This is a genomic window from Gemmatimonadota bacterium, from assembly GCA_016719105.1.
Lineage (GTDB): Bacteria > Gemmatimonadota > Gemmatimonadetes > Gemmatimonadales > Gemmatimonadaceae > SCN-70-22.
On the sequence record JADKAQ010000008.1, the window covers coordinates 268,832 to 292,441 of the forward strand.

General features: G+C 67.2%; 24 protein-coding genes. 7 read left to right on the forward strand and 17 right to left on the reverse strand.

Annotated elements, in window-relative coordinates:
- Window positions 1-9: 9 nt before the first annotated feature.
- From IPN47_11625 to IPN47_11635, 3 genes are all read right to left on the reverse strand, one after another.
- Window positions 10-507, reverse strand: coding sequence for a DUF411 domain-containing protein (locus IPN47_11625; protein MBK9408673.1), 498 nt, complete (start codon window positions 505-507; stop codon window positions 10-12).
- A 199-nt stretch (window positions 508-706) separates the two neighbouring features.
- Window positions 707-1,198: a hypothetical protein gene (locus IPN47_11630; GenBank protein MBK9408674.1), complete on the reverse strand. Its 492-nt coding sequence runs from the start codon at window positions 1,196-1,198 to the stop codon at window positions 707-709.
- Between the two features lie 38 nt (window positions 1,199-1,236).
- Complete coding sequence (locus IPN47_11635) at window positions 1,237-1,647, reverse strand: hypothetical protein (protein MBK9408675.1); 411 nt, start codon at window positions 1,645-1,647, stop codon at window positions 1,237-1,239.
- A 259-nt stretch (window positions 1,648-1,906) separates the two neighbouring features.
- Here IPN47_11635 and IPN47_11640 point away from each other — a divergent pair, with 259 nt between their 5' ends.
- Window positions 1,907-2,161, forward strand: a complete 255-nt coding sequence (locus IPN47_11640; protein MBK9408676.1) for a DUF4342 domain-containing protein — start codon at window positions 1,907-1,909, stop codon at window positions 2,159-2,161.
- A 15-nt stretch (window positions 2,162-2,176) separates the two neighbouring features.
- Here the strand turns inward: IPN47_11640 and IPN47_11645 are convergent, their stop codons facing one another.
- From IPN47_11645 to IPN47_11660, 4 genes are all read right to left on the reverse strand, one after another.
- Window positions 2,177-2,863: a hypothetical protein gene (locus IPN47_11645; GenBank protein ID MBK9408677.1), complete on the reverse strand. Its 687-nt coding sequence runs from the start codon at window positions 2,861-2,863 to the stop codon at window positions 2,177-2,179.
- Entirely contained in the window at window positions 2,838-3,884 is a 1,047-nt protein-coding gene (locus IPN47_11650) for a hypothetical protein (GenBank protein MBK9408678.1), read from the reverse strand. Before IPN47_11650 ends, IPN47_11645 begins: the two co-directional genes overlap by 26 nt.
- 291 nt (window positions 3,885-4,175) lie before the next feature.
- Window positions 4,176-4,661, reverse strand: a complete 486-nt coding sequence (locus IPN47_11655; GenBank protein MBK9408679.1) for a fasciclin domain-containing protein — start codon at window positions 4,659-4,661, stop codon at window positions 4,176-4,178.
- A gap of 257 nt (window positions 4,662-4,918) precedes the next feature.
- On the reverse strand, window positions 4,919-5,761 hold the full coding sequence (locus tag IPN47_11660; GenBank protein ID MBK9408680.1) for a PAS domain-containing protein: 843 nt from the start codon (window positions 5,759-5,761) through the stop codon (window positions 4,919-4,921).
- A gap of 171 nt (window positions 5,762-5,932) precedes the next feature.
- Between IPN47_11660 and IPN47_11665 the strand changes: the two genes are divergently transcribed.
- Window positions 5,933-7,153, forward strand: coding sequence for an HDOD domain-containing protein (locus tag IPN47_11665; protein ID MBK9408681.1), 1,221 nt, complete (start codon window positions 5,933-5,935; stop codon window positions 7,151-7,153).
- A gap of 147 nt (window positions 7,154-7,300) precedes the next feature.
- Here IPN47_11665 and IPN47_11670 read toward each other — a convergent pair whose 3' ends face one another.
- The 6 genes from IPN47_11670 to IPN47_11695 all read right to left on the reverse strand — a co-directional run bounded on the left by IPN47_11670 (window position 7,301) and on the right by IPN47_11695 (window position 13,681).
- On the reverse strand, window positions 7,301-8,551 hold the full coding sequence (locus IPN47_11670) for an ABC transporter permease (protein ID MBK9408682.1): 1,251 nt from the start codon (window positions 8,549-8,551) through the stop codon (window positions 7,301-7,303).
- A 3-nt stretch (window positions 8,552-8,554) separates the two neighbouring features.
- The gene (locus IPN47_11675; GenBank protein ID MBK9408683.1) at window positions 8,555-9,796 is read right to left on the reverse strand and encodes an ABC transporter permease; all 1,242 of its coding nucleotides are present in this window, start codon (window positions 9,794-9,796) and stop codon (window positions 8,555-8,557) included.
- A gap of 104 nt (window positions 9,797-9,900) precedes the next feature.
- Window positions 9,901-10,530 carry an SDR family oxidoreductase gene (locus IPN47_11680; protein MBK9408684.1) on the reverse strand — a complete coding sequence of 210 codons (630 nt, stop codon included), beginning with the start codon at window positions 10,528-10,530 and terminating at the stop codon, window positions 9,901-9,903.
- A gap of 46 nt (window positions 10,531-10,576) precedes the next feature.
- Window positions 10,577-11,812: a DUF1343 domain-containing protein gene (locus IPN47_11685; GenBank protein ID MBK9408685.1), complete on the reverse strand. Its 1,236-nt coding sequence runs from the start codon at window positions 11,810-11,812 to the stop codon at window positions 10,577-10,579.
- 203 nt (window positions 11,813-12,015) lie between these two features.
- Window positions 12,016-12,372 (reverse strand): PQQ-binding-like beta-propeller repeat protein, encoded by a 357-nt coding sequence (locus IPN47_11690; protein MBK9408686.1) that lies wholly within the window; start codon window positions 12,370-12,372, stop codon window positions 12,016-12,018.
- Between the two features lie 133 nt (window positions 12,373-12,505).
- Window positions 12,506-13,681, reverse strand: coding sequence for a PQQ-binding-like beta-propeller repeat protein (locus tag IPN47_11695; protein ID MBK9408687.1), 1,176 nt, complete (start codon window positions 13,679-13,681; stop codon window positions 12,506-12,508).
- A 577-nt stretch (window positions 13,682-14,258) separates the two neighbouring features.
- Between IPN47_11695 and IPN47_11700 the strand changes: the two genes are divergently transcribed.
- Window positions 14,259-15,020: a helix-turn-helix transcriptional regulator gene (locus tag IPN47_11700; GenBank protein MBK9408688.1), complete on the forward strand. Its 762-nt coding sequence runs from the start codon at window positions 14,259-14,261 to the stop codon at window positions 15,018-15,020.
- Between the two features lie 110 nt (window positions 15,021-15,130).
- Here IPN47_11700 and IPN47_11705 read toward each other — a convergent pair whose 3' ends face one another.
- Complete coding sequence (locus tag IPN47_11705; GenBank protein MBK9408689.1) at window positions 15,131-15,781, reverse strand: hypothetical protein; 651 nt, start codon at window positions 15,779-15,781, stop codon at window positions 15,131-15,133.
- A gap of 1,713 nt (window positions 15,782-17,494) precedes the next feature.
- On the opposite strand from IPN47_11705, the gene mtgA reads away from it, so the two are divergent.
- The 4 genes from mtgA to IPN47_11725 all read left to right on the forward strand — a co-directional run bounded on the left by mtgA (window position 17,495) and on the right by IPN47_11725 (window position 21,565).
- Window positions 17,495-18,211, forward strand: a complete 717-nt coding sequence (gene mtgA / locus IPN47_11710) for a monofunctional biosynthetic peptidoglycan transglycosylase (GenBank protein MBK9408690.1) — start codon at window positions 17,495-17,497, stop codon at window positions 18,209-18,211.
- A gap of 64 nt (window positions 18,212-18,275) precedes the next feature.
- Complete coding sequence (locus IPN47_11715; protein ID MBK9408691.1) at window positions 18,276-18,635, forward strand: sulfite exporter TauE/SafE family protein; 360 nt, start codon at window positions 18,276-18,278, stop codon at window positions 18,633-18,635.
- 1,264 nt (window positions 18,636-19,899) lie between these two features.
- Window positions 19,900-20,889 carry a hypothetical protein gene (locus IPN47_11720; GenBank protein MBK9408692.1) on the forward strand — a complete coding sequence of 330 codons (990 nt, stop codon included), beginning with the start codon at window positions 19,900-19,902 and terminating at the stop codon, window positions 20,887-20,889.
- A 103-nt stretch (window positions 20,890-20,992) separates the two neighbouring features.
- On the forward strand, window positions 20,993-21,565 hold the full coding sequence (locus IPN47_11725; protein MBK9408693.1) for a hypothetical protein: 573 nt from the start codon (window positions 20,993-20,995) through the stop codon (window positions 21,563-21,565).
- Window positions 21,566-22,335: 770 nt separating this feature from the next.
- On the opposite strand, the gene IPN47_11730 is transcribed toward IPN47_11725, so the two are convergent.
- The 3 genes from IPN47_11730 to IPN47_11740 form a co-directional block, all read right to left on the reverse strand.
- Window positions 22,336-22,812, reverse strand: coding sequence for a hypothetical protein (locus IPN47_11730; protein MBK9408694.1), 477 nt, complete (start codon window positions 22,810-22,812; stop codon window positions 22,336-22,338).
- A 70-nt stretch (window positions 22,813-22,882) separates the two neighbouring features.
- Window positions 22,883-23,287: a type II toxin-antitoxin system VapC family toxin gene (locus IPN47_11735; protein MBK9408695.1), complete on the reverse strand. Its 405-nt coding sequence runs from the start codon at window positions 23,285-23,287 to the stop codon at window positions 22,883-22,885.
- A gap of 4 nt (window positions 23,288-23,291) precedes the next feature.
- Window positions 23,292-23,519, reverse strand: coding sequence for an AbrB/MazE/SpoVT family DNA-binding domain-containing protein (locus tag IPN47_11740; protein ID MBK9408696.1), 228 nt, complete (start codon window positions 23,517-23,519; stop codon window positions 23,292-23,294).
- Between the last annotated feature and the right edge of the window lie 91 nt (window positions 23,520-23,610).

The following is a 23,610-nucleotide window of genomic DNA, read 5'->3' on the forward strand; positions in this document are numbered from 1 at the left end:
CGGCTCCGGTCAGTGGCTGGCAAAGACGCGCGTCGCCCCGCCCTTGGAGAAGGCGACCACGTCGTACTTGTCCTTGCGCCCGCCGGGCACTTCCATCCCGGGGCTCCCCACCGGCATCCCGGGTGCCGCGATGCCGATGATCGCCGGCTTTTCGGACAGCATGCGCTTGATGTCGGCCGCCGGCACGTGCCCTTCGACGACATAACCGTTGACGATCGCCGTGTGGCAGGACGCCAGTCGCGGTCCCACGCCGAGCTTCGACTTGCGCTGCTGCAGCGCTTCGTCGGTTACGTCGATCACCTCGGCCTGAAAACCAGAGTCGCGAATGTGCTCCACCCAACTCGTGCAGCACCCACAGGTCGGCGACTTGTAGACCTGGATCACGGTCTTGGCTCCGCTGGGGGCACTCAGGGGGCGCAGGTCAGCGCCGTCCCGCGCCGCCGAGGCCCCGGCGAGGGTAAAGACGAGGGCAAACGCCGAGAGGAGGATGATCGACGGACGCTTCATGGCGGGGCGGGTGCAGTGGCGAAGGCGATGCCGGTCGCGGTATCAGCCGCGCGTCGGGCCGACGGGCCGGTCGCGGTCTTCGGGCGGCAGGACTGATTGGACCCTAGCCCCGGCAGTCGCAGGGCGCAACCCGCCCAACGGTCCGGGCACAGCAGCGCGCGCACGGCGTCGGGCGCCGGATTCGGCCGGCGGCTCGCCGTCAGCGTCTCGACTGGTCGTACGCGATGGTGGCCCCGATGCCGGGGAGGGCGAAGACGAGGGCCCCCATCGTCCAGCAGAGTGGTCCGCAGGCTCGGCGATCGGCGTCGTAGCGCCAGTTGCCCACGCGCACGAGCCCGGCCGCAGCGAGCATGCCGACCGCCGACCCGCCGAGCGCCGCCGGGAAGCGTCCATCGCCGGCAATGGCAGCGGGGACGGCGGCGGCGGCAAGCCAGCTGCCGGTGTAGGCGCCGACATATGCGGCGCGCCCCGCGCGCTCGTCACTCGCACCCATGGCGCGGGCGATGCGCTTGGTGGCGATCCCGGTTCCGAAGAAGGCGATCGGGGCGGCCAGCGTCCCACCGACCACCTGCGCCGTCACGCGCGCCGATGACAGCGCCGGCGCGGCATCCTGCGCCGCGACGCCGCGGCTGGCCGACACCAGGGCCAGGGGGGCCAGCGCCGCGATGGCGATGGACCAAAGCCGCCGCATGCCGCTCATCGGCCGCTCATCGGCCGCTCATCGGCCGCTCACGCAACCGGGGGATCGATCAGCTGCATCCCGCTCAGCTGGTCGCCGTTGATGAGGATGCGCACGTTGTTGCTGTCCGCGTCCACGGGGACGAGGAAGAAGTACGGCAGCTTGGGCGGGTAGCGCATGCACAACCCGACGATCTTCTCCCCGTCGCGAAAGGTGACCTCGACGAGCTTTGAGCCGCGCAGGCGCGGGTCGACGGGGGCGATGTCGTGTCCGTCGACGTGCGCCGAGTCCCCCTCGATCGACTTGACGAAGAAGAGCGCCTTGAGGTCGGCGAGCTTGACCTGTGTCATCGTGCCGTCGCCAGCGCGAATGTGGCAGGTGGGCCGATTGTGATCGACGTCCAGGCTGCTCCCCTTGAGAAGTCGCCCGTCCGCGAACCGCGCCACTACCAGGTTTGCCATCGCGCCGTGTCTCCGTACGCCGTTCCGTTCCCGACCGGCCGCCGTGTGCGGCCACGTGGCAACTTACCCCGCCCGGCACGCGGCAGAAAGCGGGGCGCGAGACGATGGCGCCGGAGGTCGCGGTCTCGTTAGGGACGACCCTGGAACCCCGGGACGGGAGGGGCCGTACGGGTTGCTGGCACGGCGCGACACGCCGTCCTAGCTTGTCCGGGCGGGGGGATCCCCGCACCGGCGTGGGACTACGCGAGCGAGGGCGATCATGGAAGAGATCAAGGTGGCCGGCGGCAACCTCAAGGCCAAGCTCAAGGAGCTCATTCACGAGGGGAACGTACGCCGCATCGTGATCCGCAATCCGCAGGGGCGGACGCTGCTCGATCTCCCGCTCGCCGCCGGGGTGGCGGGCGCGGCGTTGCTGCCGTTCTGGGCGGCCATCGGGACGATCGCCGCGCTCGCCACCGACTACACCATCGGCGTCGAGCGCGACCCGGGCACGGCGGTCAACAAGCCGCAGTAGCCGGTCGCTGCGCGTTCAGCTGGCGTGGCCCTCGCGCAACGCCAGCAGGCGGGCCTCCACCAGGTCGACCAGCTCGCGCATCCCGGCCTCGTCGAAGATGAGGCGGGCGCCGGCGGCGGCGTAGATCTCCGGGAGTCCGCGGGTTCCCCCCAGGGCGAGCGCCTGCTTGTAGCGCTGCATCGTCCCCACCGGGTCGTGCTGCGCGTCGCGCCACAGCTGCAAGGCGCCGAGCTGCGCAATGCCGTACTCGATGTAGTAGAACGGGTACTCGAAGATGTGCAGCTGGCGATACCAGCGCGACACGCGCTCGCGCTCGAGTCCCGTCCAGTCCACGCCGCGCTCGAAGCGCGCCCGCAGCTGCAACCAGGCGGCATCGCGCGCCGCCGCATCGTGCCCCTCGCCGCTGGTGTAGATCCAGCGCTGGAAGGCGTCGACGCTGGCGATGTGCACCAGGCTGCTCAGCACGTCCTCGAGCTGCTCGATCTCCACCGCCCGCGCCTCGGCCGGCGTGTAGTAGCCCGTGGGCTGCGTGAGGTGCGGCGTGACGAGGAGCTCCATCGACATCGACGCCAGCTCCGCCGCCTCGTGCCCAGTCCCCCGCTGCCAGATGAACGGCTGGCGGTGCGCGGCGAAGTCGTGGAACGAGTGCCCGGCCTCGTGCACCAGCGTGTTCACGTCATCCGGCACGCCGACCGCGTTCATGAAGATGAACGGCCGGCCGCGCCATGGGAGCTTGGTGCAATAGCCGCCGGGGGCCTTGCCCGGTCGGCTCTCGAGGTCGAGCAGCCCGGCCTCTGCCATCTCGCGGAACTGCCCCCCCAGCTCCGGGTCGAGCGCATCGAAGATGCGCTTGGCCGGCTCCACGAAACCGGCCGTGTCGTGGAAGGGGCGCACCGGGACGTTCGCTCTCCAGCTGCACGAGCGTGTCCCACGGGCGAACGGTCGCCACGCCTAACGACTCCCGCCGGTGGGCCATGAGGCGTTCCACCGCCGGCGCCGCCGTCGCCTCGACCGCGGCGTGGAAGCGCGCGCAATCCGCCGGCGAGTAGTCGAAGCGGTGCTTGGCGCGGAAGGCGTACTCCATGTAGTTGGCGAAGCCGGCGTTCGCCGCCAGGCGCTGCCGCAGCGCGAACATGGTGTCGAACAGCGCCGCCAGCGCCTCACGCTGGGCGAGGTACGCCTCGGCCCCGAGCCGGAACGCCCGCTCACGCACGGCGCGATCGCGCACCTTGAGGTGCGGTTGCAGCTGCGGGATCGTCACCCGCTCCCCCTCCCACTCCGCCTCGAGTCCCCCGGTGATCTTCTGGTACGCGGCGCTGTGCTCCTCCAACTCGGCAAAGAGGGGCACGTTGGCCTCGCGGAAGATCTCGATGTCGGTGCGAAACTCGTCCAGCACCACCGCCATGTCGTCGCGGCTCCACCCGATCGCCACCAGGCGCTCCGCCAGGCGCACGTTCTGCTCCCCCACCTTGGGGAAGATCTCCGACGACCAGCGCAGGTTGGCCGCCTCCTTGGCCGGGTCGGCCGTGTCGCAGGTGTACGCGATCATCGCCAGGGTCCCCGCCTCGTCCACGACGGCGCTCAGCTCCGACCACGCACGCAGCCACGCCTCGGCCGTCTCGCGCGAGACGGGGGCGCTGGCGAGCGCCTCGTAGTGTGGGGCGAGGGTCTCCCACGTCGCATCGACGAGGGTCTGGGGTGAGGCAGGGATCGCGAGCGTCACACGGCACTCCTGGCTAGGGCCCAACACCATTTGGGGACGGACCCGATATGGGCAAGGCGCCGCCGCTCACCCGGATGCGGGGAGCGACGGCGCCTTCCAAGGTATCGCCGAGCGGGGGGGGCGAGCCACCCCGCGAAGCGCCTAACGATCTCGAGCTGAGGCGGAGCACCGTGCCGACGGTCGGCCGCCCCGCACCGGCCCCGCACGAGCGGCTCACCAGCGGCTCGCCGGCCCTTCACCCGCGCTGGGCGCCGGCGTAGGAGCGCGCCGGCGACCGTCGCTGGGTGGCACCTACTTGGCGGCCGGCGGCAGGAGGACCTTGTCGATCACGTGGATGACGCCGTTCGTCGCCTTCACGTCGGCGGTGGCCACATGCGCGTCGTTGATCATCAGCCCGTTCCCCATCGCGTGGATGGTGAGCGCAGCCCCGTTCACCGTCTTGGCGCTGGTCAGCTTCGCGGCGGCCGACGACGGGACGTCGCCCGCGACCACGTGGTACAGGAGGATCGCCTTGAGCTGGTCGGGGTTGGCCAGGAGCTTGTCCAGTGTGCCGGCCGGCAGCTTGGCGAACGCCTCATCGGTCGGGGCGAAGACCGTGAACGGCCCCTTCCCCTTGAGCGTGGCGATCAGCCCCGTCTTGTCGAGTGCGATAGCGAGTGTCTTGAACGAGCCGGCGGCGACCGCCGTCTCGACGATGTCCTTCCCCTGCGCGTACGCCGCACGCGGCGCCGCCACGACTGCGGCCGCGAGCACCGCGGCTGCCAGAAAACGCTTCATGATGTCCTGCTCCCTTCGTTAGGTATCCGGTCAGGGCACGGCGTCGTCACGGTGCACCGCGCACGCCATGCGTCAGCGAAGGGGCGAACGGTGCGTGACACGCACGCAGTTCCTGCAGGCTTTGCGGGAACTCGCGGCGCGCGCCGCACCTTCATCGAAGCGTTCCTGCTCTCAATTGTTAGTACCCTGACTGGACCCGGGTCCGAACCAGCGTCAGGACCGTCGGTCGGCGCGCCAGCCCTCCAGGAAGGGCGGGCTCAGTCGCGCCGGCGGGGCGCCGAGCCCTGCAGCTCGACCAGTCGCAGCATGTGCGCGCGCAGCCGCCCGAGCGCACGCGGCAGCTCGTGCAGCAGGCGCGGCACATCGGCCGCGGTCGCCACTTCGCTCGTCTCGGCGGCCAGCCCGGCGATCGCCTCGGCCAACGGATCCTCGGCACGCATCGCCGGCAGCAGCAGCTCGTACTGCCGCACCACCCGGTCGAGATCGGCAAAGCCCATCGCCAGCAGGCGCAGCTCCCGCTGCGCCGCATCGGCCGGCTCGTCGACGTCCCCGCTCTCGCCGCCGGTGTCCAGGGCGTGCAGGAAACGGTCGGCGGGGAGCAGCGCATCGGTCGGGAACTCGTGATAGACCTCGACGAGCGCCGCGATGTCGCCCTTGGCCCCGAAGACCGGCACCAGCCGAACCGTGATCGCCCGGCGACTCCCGTCCGGGAGGCGCACATGGGCCTCCCCCGACCACGGCGAGCGCGTCGCCACCAGGTCGCCCCACTCCACGGGGAGCCCGCTCGGAGAGACGAGCGAGCGAATCACCGACGCTTCGATCGCGGTGACCGCCGGGCGATGCCGGTCAAACAGCGTCAGCGCCGCGGCATTGCAGTCGAGGACCCGCCCGTCGGCGCCGACGAGCAGCACCGGCTCCGCCGCTGCTTCGAGCGCCTGCGACCGGATGCGATCGCCGGCCTCCGGTTTGGTCGACGGCTCGCCCTCCGTCGACACAGGCTCCGGCGCCCCCGCGCCGCGCCGGCCGATGAGCACCCCGACCGCCACCCCGACCACAAGGGTCGGGATGGCAACCGCCAGCAGGGAAGGAGTTTGCAGCATCTGCGAGTCGGGGGAGCGCCAAGGATCGTCGCCGCGAAATCTGGCGACGGGGAGTTCCACTGCTAGTGTCGGTCTCCCCTGGTGCTCCTGAATGACGATCCAGTTGGGGCTCCGCTGCAGATGCGCCCGGCCACGGTCGATACTCCGAGGGGCACGCTCCGCCTCCCCGACATGTCCGACATATTCCTCGTCCGTCAACCCGTCTTCGATCGCTCCGACTCGGCTGTCGGCTACGAGCTTCGCTTTCGCGAGCCTGACGATGGCGGCGACGCGTTCGCCCGCAGCTACCTGAGCGGCTCGTTCGAGTTCCTGCGTGCGGGACTCCCGGCCTACGTCAGGGCCAGTCGGCAGCAGTTGGTCGAACGCATCTTCGACGCCCCGGAGGCGCGGTCGCTGGTCGTCCTCCTCCCTCCCGATCTTCCCGCCGAGACGGCGGTGGTCGAGGCGGTGGCCGACCTGGCCAAGCGCGGGGTGACGGTGGTCCTGGACGAGTTCGAACTCCCCAAGACCCCTGGCGCCCCGATCCTCGCCTTCCTGGCCCACGCCAAGGCGGTGCGCATCGACCTGCGGTGCCAGGACCCGGCGCAGCTGGGGCCGATGGTGGCGGCGCTCAAGCGACAGGGCAAGCGCGCCATCGCCGACCACGTGCTCGACGCCAAGCTGTACAAGGCCTGCCTCACGCTCGGCTTCGAGGGCTTCCAGGGGCCGCACTTCTCGCGTCCCGAACCGCTCCCCTCGGCCGAGATGCCGGGGAGCACCGCGGCGGCGCTGCGCCTCCTGTCGCTGGCGCGCGACCCCAACACGCCGGAGCGCGAGCTCGAGGCGGTCATCTCCTCGGACCCCGGGATCACCTTCCAGCTCCTCCGCATCGTCAATTCGGCCGCGTTAGGCGGGCGCGGCATCACGTCGATCGGGCACGCGCTGCGCCTCGTCGGGCGCAACAACGTGGTGCGCTGGCTGGCGTTGGCCTCGGCCACCTCGCGCACCGGCAAGCGCGGCACCGACGACGAACTCGTCCGGCAGGCCGTGCAGCGCGCGCGCTTCTGCGAACTCATGGCCACCCCGCAGACGCGCCTCGACAAGGGGACGCTCTTCCTCATCGGCCTCTTCTCGGTCCTCGACGCCGTCTTCCGCATGCCGATGAACGAGGTGCTCGACCGCGTGAACCTGGCCGACGACGTGCGTGCCGCGCTGCTCGACCGCTCCGGCCCGATGGCCGGCCCGCTCACGGTCGTCGAGTCGTACGAACTCGGGCTCTGGGAGTCGGCCGCCGAGGCGGCACAGCTGATCAAGTTCGACCCCGCCGCACTCCCCGGGATCTATCGCGAGTCGCTCCAGTGGGCATCGGAGCAGATGCCGCAGGCACGGGCGCCGATCGCGAGAGCGTCTTGAGAAGACGGGAAGACGGGAAGACGGGAAGACGGGAAGACGAGAGCGGCGCCTTGCGGCGCCGTTCTGCGTTCAGCGAGACTCGCGCGCCGTTCGTGCAGCGCGCGCCTGCGCACTCGTCTTCCCGTCTTCCCGTCTTCCCCTCATCCGCTACTCATAGCGCAGCGCCTCGATCGGGTCCAGGCGCGCCGCCCGCGACGCGGGAAAGAGCCCGAACAGGATCCCCGTGAGGGAGCTCGCCAGGAACGAGACCGCGATGGCCATCGGTTGCACGGTGGCCTGCAGCGGCGTGGCGTTGCGGATGCCGGCGGCGACGAGCCAGCCGAAGACCAGGCCGATCACGGCACCGATGGCGGTCAGCGTCGCCGCCTCGATGAGGAACTGCCAGAGGATCACCCCGCGCGTGGCGCCTAACGCCTTGCGCACGCCGATCTCGCGGGTGCGCTCGGTGACCGAGATCATCATGATCGCCACCACCCCCACGCCGCCGACGATCAGCCCGATGCCGGAGAGCACGATCATCACCAGGAAGAAGATCCCGGTGAGCTTCCCCCACGTCTCGAACAGCTTGTCCTGCGTGATGACGGCGAAGTTCTCGGGCGTGCCGGGGCGCATGCCGCGCAACCCGCGGATGGTCGCCACCACGTCGTCGATCGCCTCGTCGCGCGACACGCCCGCCATGGGCTTGATCGTGAAGTCGATCCAGTCGATCCACAGGTTGAGGTAGCGACGCCCGGCGCTCAGCGGCACGTACGCGCGCGGGCTCGGCTCGCTCATGAAGTCGCCCGCGCTCTTGTACACGCCGATCACCATGAACGGCGACTTGTTGAGCAGGAGGATCTTCCCGATCGGGTCGACCCCGGTGAACAGGCGCTCGGCCGCGGTCTCGTTGATCACCACCACGCGGGCCCCGTTGCTCTCCTCACCCTGCGTGAAGTCGCGTCCCTGCACCACGTCGCCGCCGTCGACCTCGATCCAGTTGGCGGTATAGGCCACCACGCGCATGCTCGACAGCAGGCGGTCGCCATACTTGGCCGACGCCGAGGCGCCGGTGCTGATCGTGATGTCCTGGATGCTCGGCAGCCGCTTGATCGCCTCGGCTTCCGTCAGACGCAACGGCGGGTTGCTGCGCCATTTGCAGCTGTCGTCGTCGGCGTCGCTGCACCCCTCGAGCGAAATCGGGAAGCGGTTCACGAAGAAGGTCGTGGGCCCGGCGCGCTCGAACTCGCTGGCCACGCTGTTGTTGATCCCCTGGATGGCGGCCGACATCACCACCACCACGAAGACGCCGATGGCGATCCCGAGGATGGTGAGCGCCGCCCGCACGCGGTTGGCGCGCAGCGCATCGATGGCGATCACGATCCCCTCGACTAGCGAGGTCACTCGGTCGGTAACGGCCATGCCCTACTCCTGCCGCAGCGCGGCCACCGGATCGAGGCGCGACGCCCGGCTCGCCGGGTACACGCCGGAGATGATCCCCACCCCTGCCCCGACCGTGACGCCGAGGATCACCGACCAGGGGGCCACGCTTGCCGGGAGCGGCGAGAGCGCGGCAATGAGCTTGGCCAATCCGAAGCCGGCCGCGATCCCGAACGACGCCCCGATGATCGCCAGCGTCGTCGACTCGGCAATGAACTGCGACATGATGTCGGCGCGCTTGGCGCCTAACGCCTTGCGCACCCCGATCTCGCGCGTCCGCTCGGCCACGGCGACGAGCATGATGTTCATGATGACGATGGAGCCTACCAGCAACCCGATGGCCGGGAGGGCGATTCCGGCGAGCACGAGGAAGCCCTGGATCTTCTTCCAGAAGGCGAGCGCCGCGTCGGCGGTCTGCATCGAGAAGTCGTCGGACTGCCCCGGGCGCAGCTTGTGGCGCGTCCGCATGACCTGCCGCACGAGCTCCATCGTCCCCGCCAGCTGCGTCTCCGACGAGGCCTGGATGGTCATCCCGTCGATCACCTTGAAGCGATTGACCAGGCGATGGGCCGGCGTCTTGTAGGGGACGATCAGGAACTTGTCCATGGAGATGCCGAAGGCACTCCCCTGCTTCTCGGCCACCCCGATCACAGTGTACGGGATGTTGCCGATGCGGATCTCGCGGCCGATGGGGGAGACGCCGGGAAAGAAGTGATTCTTCGTCTCTTCGCCGATGACCGCCACCGGCGTCCCCATGTCGTACTCCTGCGGGGAGGGGAGACGCCCTTCCTGGACGCCCAGGTTCCGGATCTCGAACCACTGCCCGTCCACGCACTGCACCAGCACCTTGCGTGGGTTGGCGTAGCGCGACTCCACCGAGAGGGCATCGGTCCCCTCGTAGGCCCATTTCACATCCGGCGGGAGCACCGCCGCCACCGGCAGGATGTCGTCCTCGGTGATGCGCGGGCGGGCGCGCCACGCGCGCCATTCGGATTCGTCGACGTCGCCCATGTTGATGTTGGGCTGGCGACGCAGCTGGAACGAGTTCTTGGTGATGATCTTGCCGACCAGATCATCCTCCATGTACTTCCCCATTCCGTCGACGATCGAGACGACCGCGATGAGGAAGGTCACGCCGATGGCCACTCCCAGCAGCGTGAAGAAGCTCTTGAGCTTCTGCGCGCGAATCTGGGCGAGTGCCAGGCGGATGGCTTCGAGATAGGACATGGCGGGTCGTACGGCCCCCTGACGATCGGGGTTTCGCCCCCCGTCCCTGGCCGTTCTCCGGTCCATCCCAGCAGCGGGGCGCGACGCCCCCCTGCGTCCCGTCCCTAGGTGCAGATCCCCACGCGGTGCCCCGCGAAGCGGCGCGCGGTGAACTCCTGCACCATGAAACCGGCCAGGTCGCCGGTGGGAAGCGCCGTGGGGTGATCGGGCATCACGTCGGCCGCGACCCGATATACCCCGGTCGCCTCGGCGTCGGGAATATCAGGGGGACAGACGTACGTCCACTCGAGCGACGACGTGCGCATCGCCTCCCACGCCGCCCGATGTTCGGCTGAGACCAGCCGAAAGACCGCGGGAAAGCCGGGTTGTTCGCTGCGGAGCCCGGGGCCGGTGGTGGAGTCGAGCACGCCACCACCGCCAACGGCGAGCAAGCGCCCTCCTCCAGACGTCTCCAGCGCGGCCACGATGTTCCGGATCCCCTGCGAGCGCGTGGTGCCGGGATCGGCGGTGGTGCCGGCGCCTAACGCCGCGAGCGCTCCATCACAAGCGGCGAGCACCTGCGCCACCGCCGCCGGATCGAGCACGTCGCCGGCGACGACGGTGAGTCCTGGTTGCGCGGCGACGCGCGACGGATCTCGCGCCAGCGCCCGCACCGTGTGCCCCGCCGCCAGCGCCGCGGCAACGAGGCGTTTCCCGGTACGACCGGTGGCGCCGAAGATGGCAATCGTGCTCACGCGCGCACCGGTGCGGATGGGATGTCAGGCAAGTGGCGGCTGCTCTCTACTTGTAGATCCAGAACGGCTTGGTTTTGGCCTCGTACTCCTTGGCCTCGCGCTCCATGATCGGGAGCAGCGCCTCCACGCCGCCGTCCTTCTCCACCGCCTCGCGCACGCGCGGGCCGCCGGCCAGTCGATCGATCGACGCCGTGCGCCACTGGAACTCCTTCGGATGGCGCTTGTAGATCTCGCGCAGGAGCATCAGCCCCACCTGCTGCGGCTTCACTGCGTCACGATCGCTCACCACCATCACGATCACCGGGACCGTCATCCCGCCGTGCTTGTACCCCTGCTCCACTGTCTGCGACGTGGAGTCGAAGACGATGCCGGGGAGCTTCATCGCGTTGAGCGCCTTGGCAATCGCGCCGGCATCGGTGAGGTAGGGGGCGCCGACCATCTGGAAGGGCTGCGTCATCCCGCGCCCCTCGTTGATGTTGGTCCCTTCGAAGTAGCAGGTCCCCGTGTACAGCAGCGCCGCATCACCCGAGCGAATGTTGGGCGACGGATTCACCCAGCCCAGCCCCGTCTCGTTCCACCACATGTTGCGGCGGTAGTTCTGCATCGGGACGACGGTGAGGTCGGCCTTGAGCTGACCCGACCCCACGAGGTACTGGGCCAGCTCGCCAATCGTGAGCCCGTAGCGCGTCGACACCGGATACCAGCCGACGAACGATCGGTACTTGGGGTCGAGCACGTTCCCCTCGAAGATGTCGGCGCGCACGAGGTTGGGGCGATCGAGCAGGATGAACTTCTTCCCCTTCGCCGCCTCGGCGCTCAGCGTCATCGTCCACTGGTAGGTATAGAAGCGCGCGCCGAGTTCCTGGATGTCGAAGATCAGGACGTCGACGTCCTTGAGCATCTCTGGCGTGGGGACGCGCGTCTCGCCGTAGAGCGAGTAGACCGGGACGCCGGTCGCCGAATCCACCGTCGAGGCAATGTGATCGCCCGCGCGCGCGACGCCGCGAATGCCGTGTTCGGGTCCATACAGCGCCGTGAGCTTGACCCCCGGTGTGCTGTACAGGATGTCGATCGTCGTCTTGCCGGCCGGGCCGAGCCCCGTGTGGTTGGTGATGAGGCCGACGCGCTTCCCCTTGATGAGGTGGATCGAGTCGGTGACGAGGACTTCGATCCCGGTGCGCACGCGCTGGGCGTGGACCGGTGCGGGGGTGACGACGGAGAAGGCGCTCGCCCCGAGGGCGAGGGCCGAGATGGCGTGGCGCAGCACGGGAAGTCGCATCATGAGGGCGGTACGTGGCGGAGCGTGGGGGGACGGAGTGTGACGATCTTACCCCGCGGTCGGGCGAGTGTCACGTCGAGGATACGCTGCGGAGGGGCGCGGCGCTGGGCGGTGTGGAGCGAGACGAGCGCCGAGCGACCTTCCCGCTACGTTCGCGCCTCAATGACGAGATCAAGGCGGAAGCGGTTCCTCGCGCGGTGCCGCAGTCACTCTTGCAGGGCGAACGCAACGATCCAGTCGCCAGGTGCTCCGATTCCACTCCGTCCGCCTGCGGCCACCACGACGTACTGCTTCCCGTCGAGTACGTAGGTCATCGGTGATGCCTGCCCACCCGCCGGCAACTGATGCTCCCACAGCTGAGCGCCGCTGTCTACGTCCAAAGCACGGAACTTTCCGTCCTGCGATGCCGCAATGAAGACCACACCGCCAGCAGTGACAAGCGGCCCACCGAAACTGAGTGAACCCCAAGCACGATGCTGCGGATATTGTGAGAGCCACGGCACCGTACCGAGCGGACGCTGCCAAGCCACTCGAGCGTCGCGTGCCCCGAAGTCTATCGCCATGAGCAGGCTCCACGGTGGCGGGGAGCAGGGCGTCCCCGACGGCGCGATCAATGGCACACGCGTGGCAACATACGGCGAACCGACTTGGCTCAGCTCCTCGCCGATTCCCGATGGTGCGTAGCGCTCGGTACTCTCACTCCTTTGATGGAGTCGCACAGCCATTGCCACCCGCTTGAGTGCGATGACGAGACGCTGTCGTTCCTGATCCCACGCCAAGCCATCCCAGTTGATGCCACCCCCATGGGCCCGGCCACTGGAGCGTGCCCCGAGTCGAAGGAGGTGTGAAGATTCCGTCGTTGCGCAGCGCCGCGGCAGCTGCACGGCAAAACGAACGTTCCTCATCCGTGACACCGAACATCGAGTCCGGAGAAAGCCCCACTCCCAGAAGCGGCGGTGGATAGACAGGAAATGGTTGTGTGGGCCACGCAGCCTCTCCTAGCACATCGCTTGAGGGGACGGGACGCTCCTCCACCGCGATAACTGGAACGCCGGTCTCGCGATTCAGGACGAATATCATGCCGCTCTTGGTCCCTACGATTACCACAGGGACTCGGCCGGCATCGCGCGACAGCTCCGCCAGAATCGGCTGCGCTGCCACGTCGTAGTCCCAGAGGTCGTGGTGAACGACCTGAAAGGACCACGCGACCTCTCCGGTGCTCGCACGGAGCGCGACGACCGAATTGGCGTAGTCGTTCCGGCCGCTGCGATTCCCTCCGAAGAAGTCGGGTGCAGCGCTTGCTGTCGGCAGGAACACCAGCGCTCGCTCAGTGTCAACGGTTGCCAATGACCAGACATTACCGCCGATGACGTCCTTCGCGTCGTCGGCGTGCCAATGTCTCCAGGACTTCGCGGCTGGACCTCGCGGGATTGGGTCGAAGCTCCATCGTACGGTTCCGCGCCGCGCATCATACGCGCGTACGACACCAGATGCGGCTCCGATGCCAAGCGTCTCACGAACGGCAGACCCAACGATCACCAGATCCTGAACGATGGCAGGAGGTGACGTGACAGCGAGGTTCACTCGCGCTGCGTCGGCACCAAGGATTCCCGCGCCGTACGTGAGATCAACTTCCCCATTGCGCCCGAAGCCCTCGCAACGGAGCCCGCTGACGCCATCTAGTGCGATAAGTCGAGCGTCAAGCGTCGTGACAAACACGCGCGTGGCGCAGGGTGACGTCTTGGTGACAAGCGAGTCGTCCCAGACGGCAACCCCCCGAGCGACGAAGCCCTCGGGATTGCTCTCGCTTCGCGCAATGCGTGGATCGAATGTCCAGCGGATGGCGCCGCTACTTGGATCGAGAGCAATCACGCGGTTGAAGGGGTCGCGACGAACAACATGCGGTGGTGCATGACCGCAGTCGTTTCGAAACGGTAGCTTGGAAGCGCGGCAGCGGATGCACGAGTAGGTGTCCTGTCAGCTGGGAATTGTTCACCCACTCTGATTGGCCAGTCGCCCGTACGTTGCACCCAAACGCGACGAAGATGCTTCACGTTCGCTCGCGAAATGATCGGCGCCGGGGAGTATCTGGTGCCGGTCAACTCGCCTGAGACCGTGCCCCACTCGAGATCGCCTGACGCCCCGCTTGGAGCCGCCCGCTGGTTGCAGCTCACGGTCGCACTGACCAGCAAGGCGCCGATCGCTCGGCGCGACCAATTACCGCGCGCACGCAGGTGGCGTGAGGACGATGCCTCTTGTGCACCGCTGTTCTCCGCTGACATGATTAATGGGTCGAGGCAGCGAACGCCTTTCGGTTCGTCTGGGGCTCGGCGCACTCCGTAGCGAGACATCGAGTGAGGGGAGGGGAGGGGAAGTGGGCGGTGAGACGAGGACGAGCATCATCGGGCTTTTGGACACCGATGCCCAACGTACGGCCGTCGTTCGCGCCGTGGCAGCACTACGCAGTGGCAAGATCTACCACGACACTTTCGAGTTTGTCGGTGATGTGCGCTTTGGCGCGCCCGCATGTGTGGTGGTCGGAACGATGGACCCCAAAGGGGAATCGACCGTACCCCTGGTCGGACGCATAACGCGAGATCATCCTCGCACTGGCATCATCGCCGTGTGCGACACGACGTCGCCCAGCATTCAGCAACTCATGCACCTCGCACGTGCAGGTGGGGATGAAGTGATGCTGACATCCATGGCATCTCTTGCTGAGCTATCCGCAGCCGTCGATCGAGCCTGCGCTCGCCGACGGGCGGTATCGGACTGGCAACGCATCGCGCCGCACGTCCCCACGCAGTTCCACGACCTCTTCGAGTTCTGCTTCGGTTCAACGAACGGACACCCGAGCGTAGAGGCACTGGCGAACTACCTCGATATCGACCGCTCCACGCTGGCGTCGCGACTGCGCACTGCGGGCTTGCCACCCGCGCGTACGATTCTATCGTGGTCGCGTCTGCTGTCGGTCACAGAAACCGTAGCGGAATCGCGAATGCCGCTCGAGCAGGCAGCCCTTCGAGCGGGCTTCAGCTCAGCGTCGAGACTGCGCGCGTTCACTCAGCGTATGGTGGGTATGGGTCCGCGAGCCCTGGCGAACGTTGGAGCGGAGTACGTGTTCGACAAGTTGTTCCGCGTGTTGGCGGGAGACGATTCGGACGAGCGTCCAGTTTCGGACACTGGCAGCAGAGAAGTCGGCGAGCGCTGATCGTCCGGCATGTTGGCGCGATTGCGCGCCGCACAAAACGTTTGCCGCGGGCGCGCGCGGCCGCTGAAACCGATAGTCCGCGCCATCAGCGCCAGGCGATTCATATCCCGTCACCACCCGTACTTGTTCGCTCGCGTCGAGAGAAATCTCTTGGCGGTGGCGTCCGTCACCACACCAGAAACGTACAACTCTCGCGCGATCGCGCGCCCCCCCGCTCCCTTATCATCTGCCAGTATTGCCACTGCGGTACCCGCGATCCTGCCGGATGAGAGTGCAAGTTGACGGAGGTAGCCCAGCATTGCCGAAGAGTGATCCAGGCTAGCAAGTCGCTTTAGCGCGACCTGGCGATTCTCGACATATGACGACAGTTCGACGATCCGCCGCAATCGTGAAGTTGCTCCTGAGTACGGCGTTCCTGGTACATCGTCAGCCAAGCCGGTGTTGCCCTTTCCCGATTGAAAGAGAATGCCAATCGCGACGGACCTTGCCCGAGCGTTGGCTAGATCGTTCACCGAAGGGTTGATGGCGATTGCGGTGAGGGTGTCAGCAATTTCGTCCATCAAAGCACGACGTTCCGACCGTCGCGCCTGCGTGAGGATTGGTAGGGCCCGCCCGTCGTTTCCAGAGGTGCGGACAGAGCGCGCGATCTGCGCCGCGATCGGGAGCTGCGGAGCGGCCGGAGGCGAAGATGCCTGAGCATCTGCATGAATCGCGAAGCCTATCCATGCGAGTACGCCGATTTGCAGTCGTGAGGCAGACATTGGAACCTCAACAGTGTTGGTAGTAGGTCTGATTGCTCCAGCCTAGATTGAAGACCTTCCACCACCCAGCGAAACCCGTGTTTGGTCCGGCATTGTGCGCCACATCCATGCTTCCGGAGACCAGCTCGTGCACGGTATCGTACTCCTCCTTGGCTGCTGCCACGAGCGACGTCGCGTTCGATGACGCTAGGGGCTCCCACCTAGCGTAAACATCGTTCGGACCGTACCGCGCGGTGCCGAGCCCCGCGGTCATGTGGCGGGCTTCATGAGCCCAGATGCATGAGACAAGGTTGTTGAAGTTCACGAGGTTGCTCGTGCAAATCGCATTAGCCTGATACACGCTCGCCGATCCGGTCACCGACGCGGCGGTGCAAGCTGACTGCAGTGCCGACGGCGCGGATGCGAGCGAGTACTGCGTCCCTCCTGTCCGATACCGTGGAGAGATCTGTGTCCGCAGTTGCATCGATGCGGTCATCTGAGCGATGTAGTAGAGCCCCGCGTTCGGACCGGTGCTGCCGACCGGCGCAACTGTCAGGCCGTTACCCGAACTGAGCGTAGTGACGCGTGGGTTGAAGAACTGATCGGCATCGGCACTAGAGCTGCAGAACTTGCTCGCTGTAAGCCCGTCCCAGTCTTCCTGAAAGCACGCATCGATCTCTCCGGGTTGACCGGTGGAACCAGTGACAGCCGAAGCCCAACTGACGGCACGTCGAGGAACATTGATGGAGCTGCTAAGGGACTGTGGCGTCCCGCTCTGGTCCGTATAGGAGATTGTGGCAGTGCCGCTCGCTACCATCGGACCGGACCAAGAGAGAGTCGAGCTCGGTCCCGCGACGTACACTCCATCGTTGGTTTGATAGCTCCACGAAGGGCTACCCGTTGGCGCGATCCCAGCGGCAGTGCAGGTCGCGCTCCCGAGGAATGCGGATGGCTGAGTGCACGACATCGAAGGAGGGGCTGGAGTTCCTGTGCCAAGCGGTTGATCCCATCCCCATTTTCGCCGAGTCTCCGCCGGCCCTACTGGATCGCTCGCGTCGCGGCACCCACCCACGGTCAGCAGTACCCCATACAGCACCATCATGCTCCGAAGTGTTCGCATCTCCCGTCCTCTGCGATCGCGTGTACGATGCGGGGCAACCGACCGCTCACCGCTTCGCGTAGAATCGAAGAACCTCGCCCGACGTCGATATCGCGCGCGAATCTGGGATGTCTCTCGGAGCGCGCCAGCGCAGAATGTGGCGAGAACGATCGCTTTTGAGGCGGGACCGCGAGTTGGTTGTCGACCTGGACAGCCGTACGGCGGCGACCTGACGCGATTGTGATCATGTGAATCCATCGCTGCACCGCCTAACGAGGAGTACAAGCTCGTACCCGACAGGGCAGCTGATCGCTCCAAAGCGCGAAACTGCTTCGGTGCGACAGAGCGTCGTCGGTGATACGTGAGTACCGGCGTTGGCCGCACGGGAAGCTCCGGGCGCAGTTCGCGTTCTCGGGCGCCATCCGCTCGTCACCGCCGAGCTCCCCTCGCGGGACACCGCGCGTCGCGCGATCTTCACCTGCTGCGCGGACTGGAACCCTTGAGCGCGCCGCCACCCACGCCTCGGCCGCACCAATCCGGCTGCGTATGAAGCACGGAAGGCGGTGCGCATCGACGCCGCGCAAACCTGCTGCCCATCACACCGCCCACGCGCATCCCGCAGTTTTCGCGACCTCATGGCCACCCGCCTCAAGCGAACTCTCTGGCAGCGGCTGCGGCGTCTCGCCGTGTTCGCCGTGCTCCTCGTCCTCGTGGGGCCGTTTGTGCTCATCCTCCCGCTCAACCTCGTGCAGCCGTTCACCACCACGGTGATCCTGCGGCGGAGTGCGCAGCGGCTGTTCGAGGGGAAGCGCCCCGTCTATCCGCGGCGCGACGTCGTCTCGCGCGACGAGATCTCCCCCAACCTGCGGCGCGCGGTGCTCGCCTCGGAGGACGACCGCTTCTACCTGCACAACGGCTTCGACTTCGAGGAGATCGAGAACGCGCTCGAGCGCGCCAAGCGCGGGCGTCGCCTGCGTGGCGCGTCGACCATCACGCAACAGGTGGCGAAGAACCTCTTCCTGTGGGAGGGGCGGAGTTACGTGCGAAAGGGGCTCGAGGCGTGGCTGACCGTGGTGCTCGAGCTCTGTCTTTCGAAGGACCGCATCCTCGACCTCTATCTCAACCTGGCCGAGTGGGGCGATGGGGTGTTTGGCGCCGAGATGGCGGCGCGCACGCACTTCAGGAAGTCGGCGAAGAACCTGTCGCGCGACGAGGGGGCGCGACTGGCGGCGGTGCTGCCAAGTCCGCGCAAGTGGTCGCCCAAGGGGTCGATTGCCAGCCGGCGGGCGTCGGGAATTGTCGTGCGAATGCGGTATCCGGCGCCCAAGCCGGAGGATCTGGTGAAGCGATAGCGGAAGGGCGGTGTGCGTAGGACGGGCGTCTCGTTAGGATGGGAAAACGCCCCCTTGGAGCCGCATGAGCCCCCTCCTGTTTCTCCTCATCGGATTGGTTGCCGGCGTCCTGTCGGGGATGTTCGGCATCGGCGGCGGCGTGGTGATCGTCCCCGCGCTCGTCCTCCTGGCCCGACTGTCGCCCGAAGCGGCGACCGGCACTTCGCTCGCCTTGCTGCTCCTCCCGGTCGGACTGCTGGGGGCGATGCGCTACTGGCAGAGCGGGCACGTGCGCGTCGAGGCCGCGCTCTGGGTCGCCGCCGGGCTCGCGATTGGCGCGTGGGGTGGGGCGGTGCTGGCGCTGTCGCTGGATGCCCGTCAGTTGCAACGCGCGTTCGCCGTCTTTTTGGTGGCGGTGGCGGTGCACTTGTGGATGTCGACGTGATGACGCTGTGTGAAGCGCCTAACGCTGCGCGCGCGCCATTTCGGACACCGCTACGACATCTCCTGACAAGAACGCTTTGCGCCCGCAGCGACACGTTGACACGCTGGGATACCAGGCATCAAGCGGTGCAGCTGACGGAATCGACAAGCAGTGAGTGAACCTCCCCTGCATGGTCGCTCCGTCGAACCTCGCTGACAATGCAATTCGCCGTGGGGACGCCTCGGCCGACACGGCCGTGTCCGGTGTCCTGTTTCCGATGCTCGCTTCGCGACAGTGGCCGCAGTGCGCATACCTCACGTCGGCAATCGCAGCGACGTGCGCGCCCGTCAGGTGCTACCGAAGAGATTGGCATTGCGTTTGCCAGGCGCCATGCTCACGTGAGCTGCAACGTCGGAGTGCGCTTGAGTGTGCTTGACAGATGACGCCTCTAGAAGTTAGGGTGGTCGCACGCGCAGCTTGCCGCTGCGCATGGGCGCGCAGAGGACGGAAGAATGCATCGCGCCGCCTCTCGCTTCTCGAGGGAGCTCACGATCAATCGCTGGAGCCTCCGATGCTGAGAATGCCACGCTCGTCAAAGATTCGCTTGGTCACCATCGCATGTGCCCTGACCGTTGGGGCCGTCTGGGCGACAGCTGGACTCGCCGCGGCACTCCCTCAAGCGACCGCGTGCTCGTGTACGACCTGCGATGGCGCCAATGCATGTAGGTACAAACTCGGCAACAAGTGCTTCCTCAATGGCACGTCGTGTGCAACGTTTGCGTGCGGGGGTGGACTCGGCTGCCAGGACCCGGAGTAGGCGCGGCGGCGAGCTCGCCGCGAACCGTCGTCGCGTTTCGCCGCTTCGCGCCAAACGCTGCGCGACGGTCTTGTTCAGGGTGACTCGCGCAACTGCCATCGGGTGCAATCAGACGCTACAACGCGGAGATAGTCTCATGCGCCATCGTCGATCGTTGTTGATTTCGCTCGCCCTCCTCACCTCAATAGCCGGCACGATAGCAGGGGAGTCGGTTCTTGCACGACCGCTTCCGGCGAAATCCGCCTCGGATGATTGCGCATGCACAACTTGCGACGGTGCACAGGCGTGCCGGTATAAGAAGAACTCCTACTGCGGGTTGAACGGCACCAGCTGCGTCACATATGGTTGCTCGGGCCAGACCTGCACACTTCCGCAGTAATGATTTTGTGCAGCACGGGAGGCAGCAGCGATGAGAAGAAGTTGTTGGTGTGTCCCTCTGTGCGGTCTAAGACGATTCTCCGACTGCCCGTGGCCCTGCGCATTATTGCGGTGGTCGTCCTTGCTTTGTGCGCGAAGAGCGCTCGGGCACAATCGTCCACGACGCCAGCGGGGTCGGACGCCGACATCCTGGAGCATCCGCGGCGGCTCCTGCTGATCGATGCTCGCGTTTTGGTACTCGAGCGAGGACAACCGTTTCTGAAGGTGCTTTCCCTTGACGGTCGTCTGCTGCAGAGCACGGGGCGGCGCGGTGGCGGGCCCGGAGAGTTTCAAGCCCCAACGGCCCTCGCGTACAACCGCGGCCGTCGCGAGCTCGTCGTCCTCGATGCGGCGAGCCGCCGCGCGAGTGTCTACAGCTACCGGGACACGCTGGTATTTCAGCGCACCTACGCTGTGGATGTCGCGGCGGAGGATGCCTGCTACATGGGCAGCAGACTTTTTGTTATGGCATTGGAACACAACCGCCTCCTTCATGAGTTGCAGCCGCAGGGCCAGCGTATGGTGAGCGCGCGACACTTGGTGGAACTTCGCGTGGAGCATCCGCTGCGTGACTATCCGCTCTTCCGGGAGCAGGCCGGGCAGGGAGTTCTGTTCTGCGACAACACAACTCAGCGTGCGGTCATGTCATCCTTCAGCGCGAATGCGGTTCATGACATGGACCTACTTCGGAATGAGCAACTCTCGTTCAGCCTGCGCGACTTCACTCCGCTGGACTTCGCTGCCATCCAAGGCGGGGGACTAAGGCAGAGCATTCCTTCCAGCGGCGAGTTCGATGAAACCGTGGCGGTAGTCTCCACACCGACTGGACCGCGCGTAGTGTTGGGTCACGCGACGCTCGAGTACCGCGGCGCGGGCGACTACGCCTATTATCGTGAGATTCCATTGGGCCCTCGAGGCGCACAGGGACCCGCGCGGCGAACGGCGTGGCAGCAGGTCGGTCTCTCTGGAGGGGCAGTGGTCTGCTTTCGCTCCAATCCCGCTCCCACGCTTCGGACATTTCGGTCTTCCAGATGCCCGTGACGACCGCAACGACGCTTTCGCGACGCAGCTTCACCCGTCATCCATGCCTCGAAAACGCGCTGCGAGGCAGCCGTTCCACCTTTCGTACTCGGAGGGAACCCAGATGAGCGTTGAACGCCTCTGGAACGTCCTCCCGGTTGTCGCAGTGGCAGGCTCCATAGCCTTCGGCGCAGGCGTGCTAGCCGCCACGCCGGGGAGCCGCCATCCCGTCAACGCTGCTCGCTTCAATCGCGTGACCGGTGCGGAGGATGCTACAGAAACGCTGGTAGTCTTTCTCGTCAGCAGTTTCTGTGGCGCATCGCAGGATGCTCAGCTTAAGCAGGCGATGCGAGAAGACCGCAGCCGCATGCTCGCGGAAGCAACCCGACGGGGAAGCCATGTCCGCTTCGTTGGCGCGGCCATCGACGGGTCCTTCGACTCGGGAATTCGGTTGCTTACCGAGTTCGGCACGTTTGATGAGCTGGTTCTCGGTAGCGGATGGATGAACCAAGCCCTGATTCAGTACGTCTGGCGTGATCTGCCTGGTCCCGCCAGTCTGCCGCAAATGGTTGTTCTGCGCCGCACGGTTCACCTCGCGGAGAACGATATCGGTGTAGGTCACGACATCGTCGTTCGCCGTTTGGTCGGCAAGGCGGAGATTCGCGATTGGCTTCGCGATCCGACCTCCCGGTTCTGACGCGCTAGCTCGGGGACGTCGGTCAGCGCGAGGTGCGCGCAGTGGCAGCGCCTTCGCGCCTTCAGCCGTTCCGAGGCCTCCGTTAGGGATCCGAGAACCTTGGATCCCCCAGCTCCGCTCCGTCACTAACCTCGGCCGCAATACGGACTGCCTCTCTGGGCTCGACGCCCCGACGAACGCAGCCGACGCTTGCGGGCCCTCCTCAGGCCTGAACACCGCGAATCGGATCCTCGTCGCCAAGCGCTCGATCGCCACCGGCGCGAGCGTGAGAACAGCATTACTAGTCGTCCACGCCGAGGCGCATGCTTCTCAATCTCTCTGCCGCCGGAACCGCCTGCCAGTGGCAAACGCTGGCCAGCTGCACGTGATCCTTTGGGCAATCGCTGGGGCCGGGGGGGGGGGGGGGGGGGGGGGGGGGGGCGGGGGGGGGGGGGGGGCCCCGGGGCGGGGGGCCGGCCGGGGGGGGGGGGGGGGGGGGCCCGGGCGGGGTCCGCGGCCGGGGGGGGGGGGGGGCCGGGGGGGGGCGGGCCACCGGGGCCGGGCCGGGGGGGGGGGGGGGGGGGGCCGGGGGGGGGGGGGGGGGCGGCGGCCCCCGGCCGGGGGGGGGGGGGGGGCGCCGGGGGCGGGGGGGGGGGGGGGGGGGGGGGGGGGGGGGCGGGGCGGGGCGGGGGGGGCGGGGGGGGGGGGGGGGGGGGCGAGGTGACAAGAGACGTGCGTCTCGCAGGGATCGCCACGCGCCTCACGTGGATGGGCGCACTCTAGAGCGGCGCCTAACGTCTCGCGTGCGCTCGTTCGACGACCTCGTTGACCGCCGCCACGAACGCCGCGGGCGACTCCAGCCGCATCCCGAGCGTCGACACACGACGCCGGATCCCCATCGCCAGGCGCGCCGACGCCGGCGGGTCGAGCGTGAGCAGCGCGTTGGGATCATCACCGCCGCTCAAGGCGAGGTAGCCCGACGTCCCCGCGCCGGGGATGTCCTGCCACGCGGGAACGCGCGCATCGCGCACGCTGGCGAGCGGCACGTCGAGGCGCATCGAGCGACCATGCCGCACCTCGATCACCGACTCGCGCACGGTCGTGCATGATCCCGCCGTCCCCTCGCGATAGATCCACCAGATGGTGGCGATGTTGAGGACGAGTAACGCCACCGACGCCATCGGCCAGCGCGAGTAGACCAGGGCGTGCACCGCGACCGACTCGGCGACGATCACGAGGATGATCCCGAGCATGAGGGGGCGGGACATGACGGGGGCGCCCGGGAAGGCGTGCGACAGAGGTGCCGAGGAGGCCGACGACACGGGCATCCGAGATGACCTACGGGGCGATCAGCTCGAGCCTCGGGAAGTAGGTCCTGTAGCGTGTACCGTCACGCGTCAGCAGGGCGTGCCCCCGAATGGCGGCATGCGCGCCAACGTAGAAGTCAGGCAGCGGTGATCGACGCGCGCCCCCGCGACGTCTGTAGAGGCGAAAGCACTTCCCCGCAAGGAACCCCGCCTCCCACGGCAAATCGTCGCGACGAAAGTGCGTCGGCGGGAGCGCCGCATCGAGCTCCTCGATGCGCTCGAAGCGAACGGACACCTCCGCGTACACCAGCGGATTGATGATCAGGATATCCGTCTCGGCGGCTTGGGCGAGCGCGTCTGATGACCACGAGAACCACTCTGGGTCTTCCGTCATGACGTCGAGCAGGACATTGCTGTCCACCAGCACCCCCGCCACGGCGCTACGCCTCGCGCGTCAGGGCCATGATCTGCTCCGTCGTCAGGGCAACGGTCCCTTTGCCGCGGAGGTGGGCCACCACCTTCGCTCCCCGCCGCCCGGTGCGACGCAGCTTGCGCAGCACCGCGTGCCCGTCCTTCAGCACGAACTCAACCTCGGTGTTGGGGAGCAATCCGAGCCGTTCCCGCACCTCGACGGGAATCGTGACCTGACCCTTCGTCGTGATCTTCATCGTGGCCTCCCTGGTATTACTTGCACAAGTAATACTACTCCGCTCGCTGCGAACGGTCAATTCACGCTCAGATCGATCGAGGACGAACGAC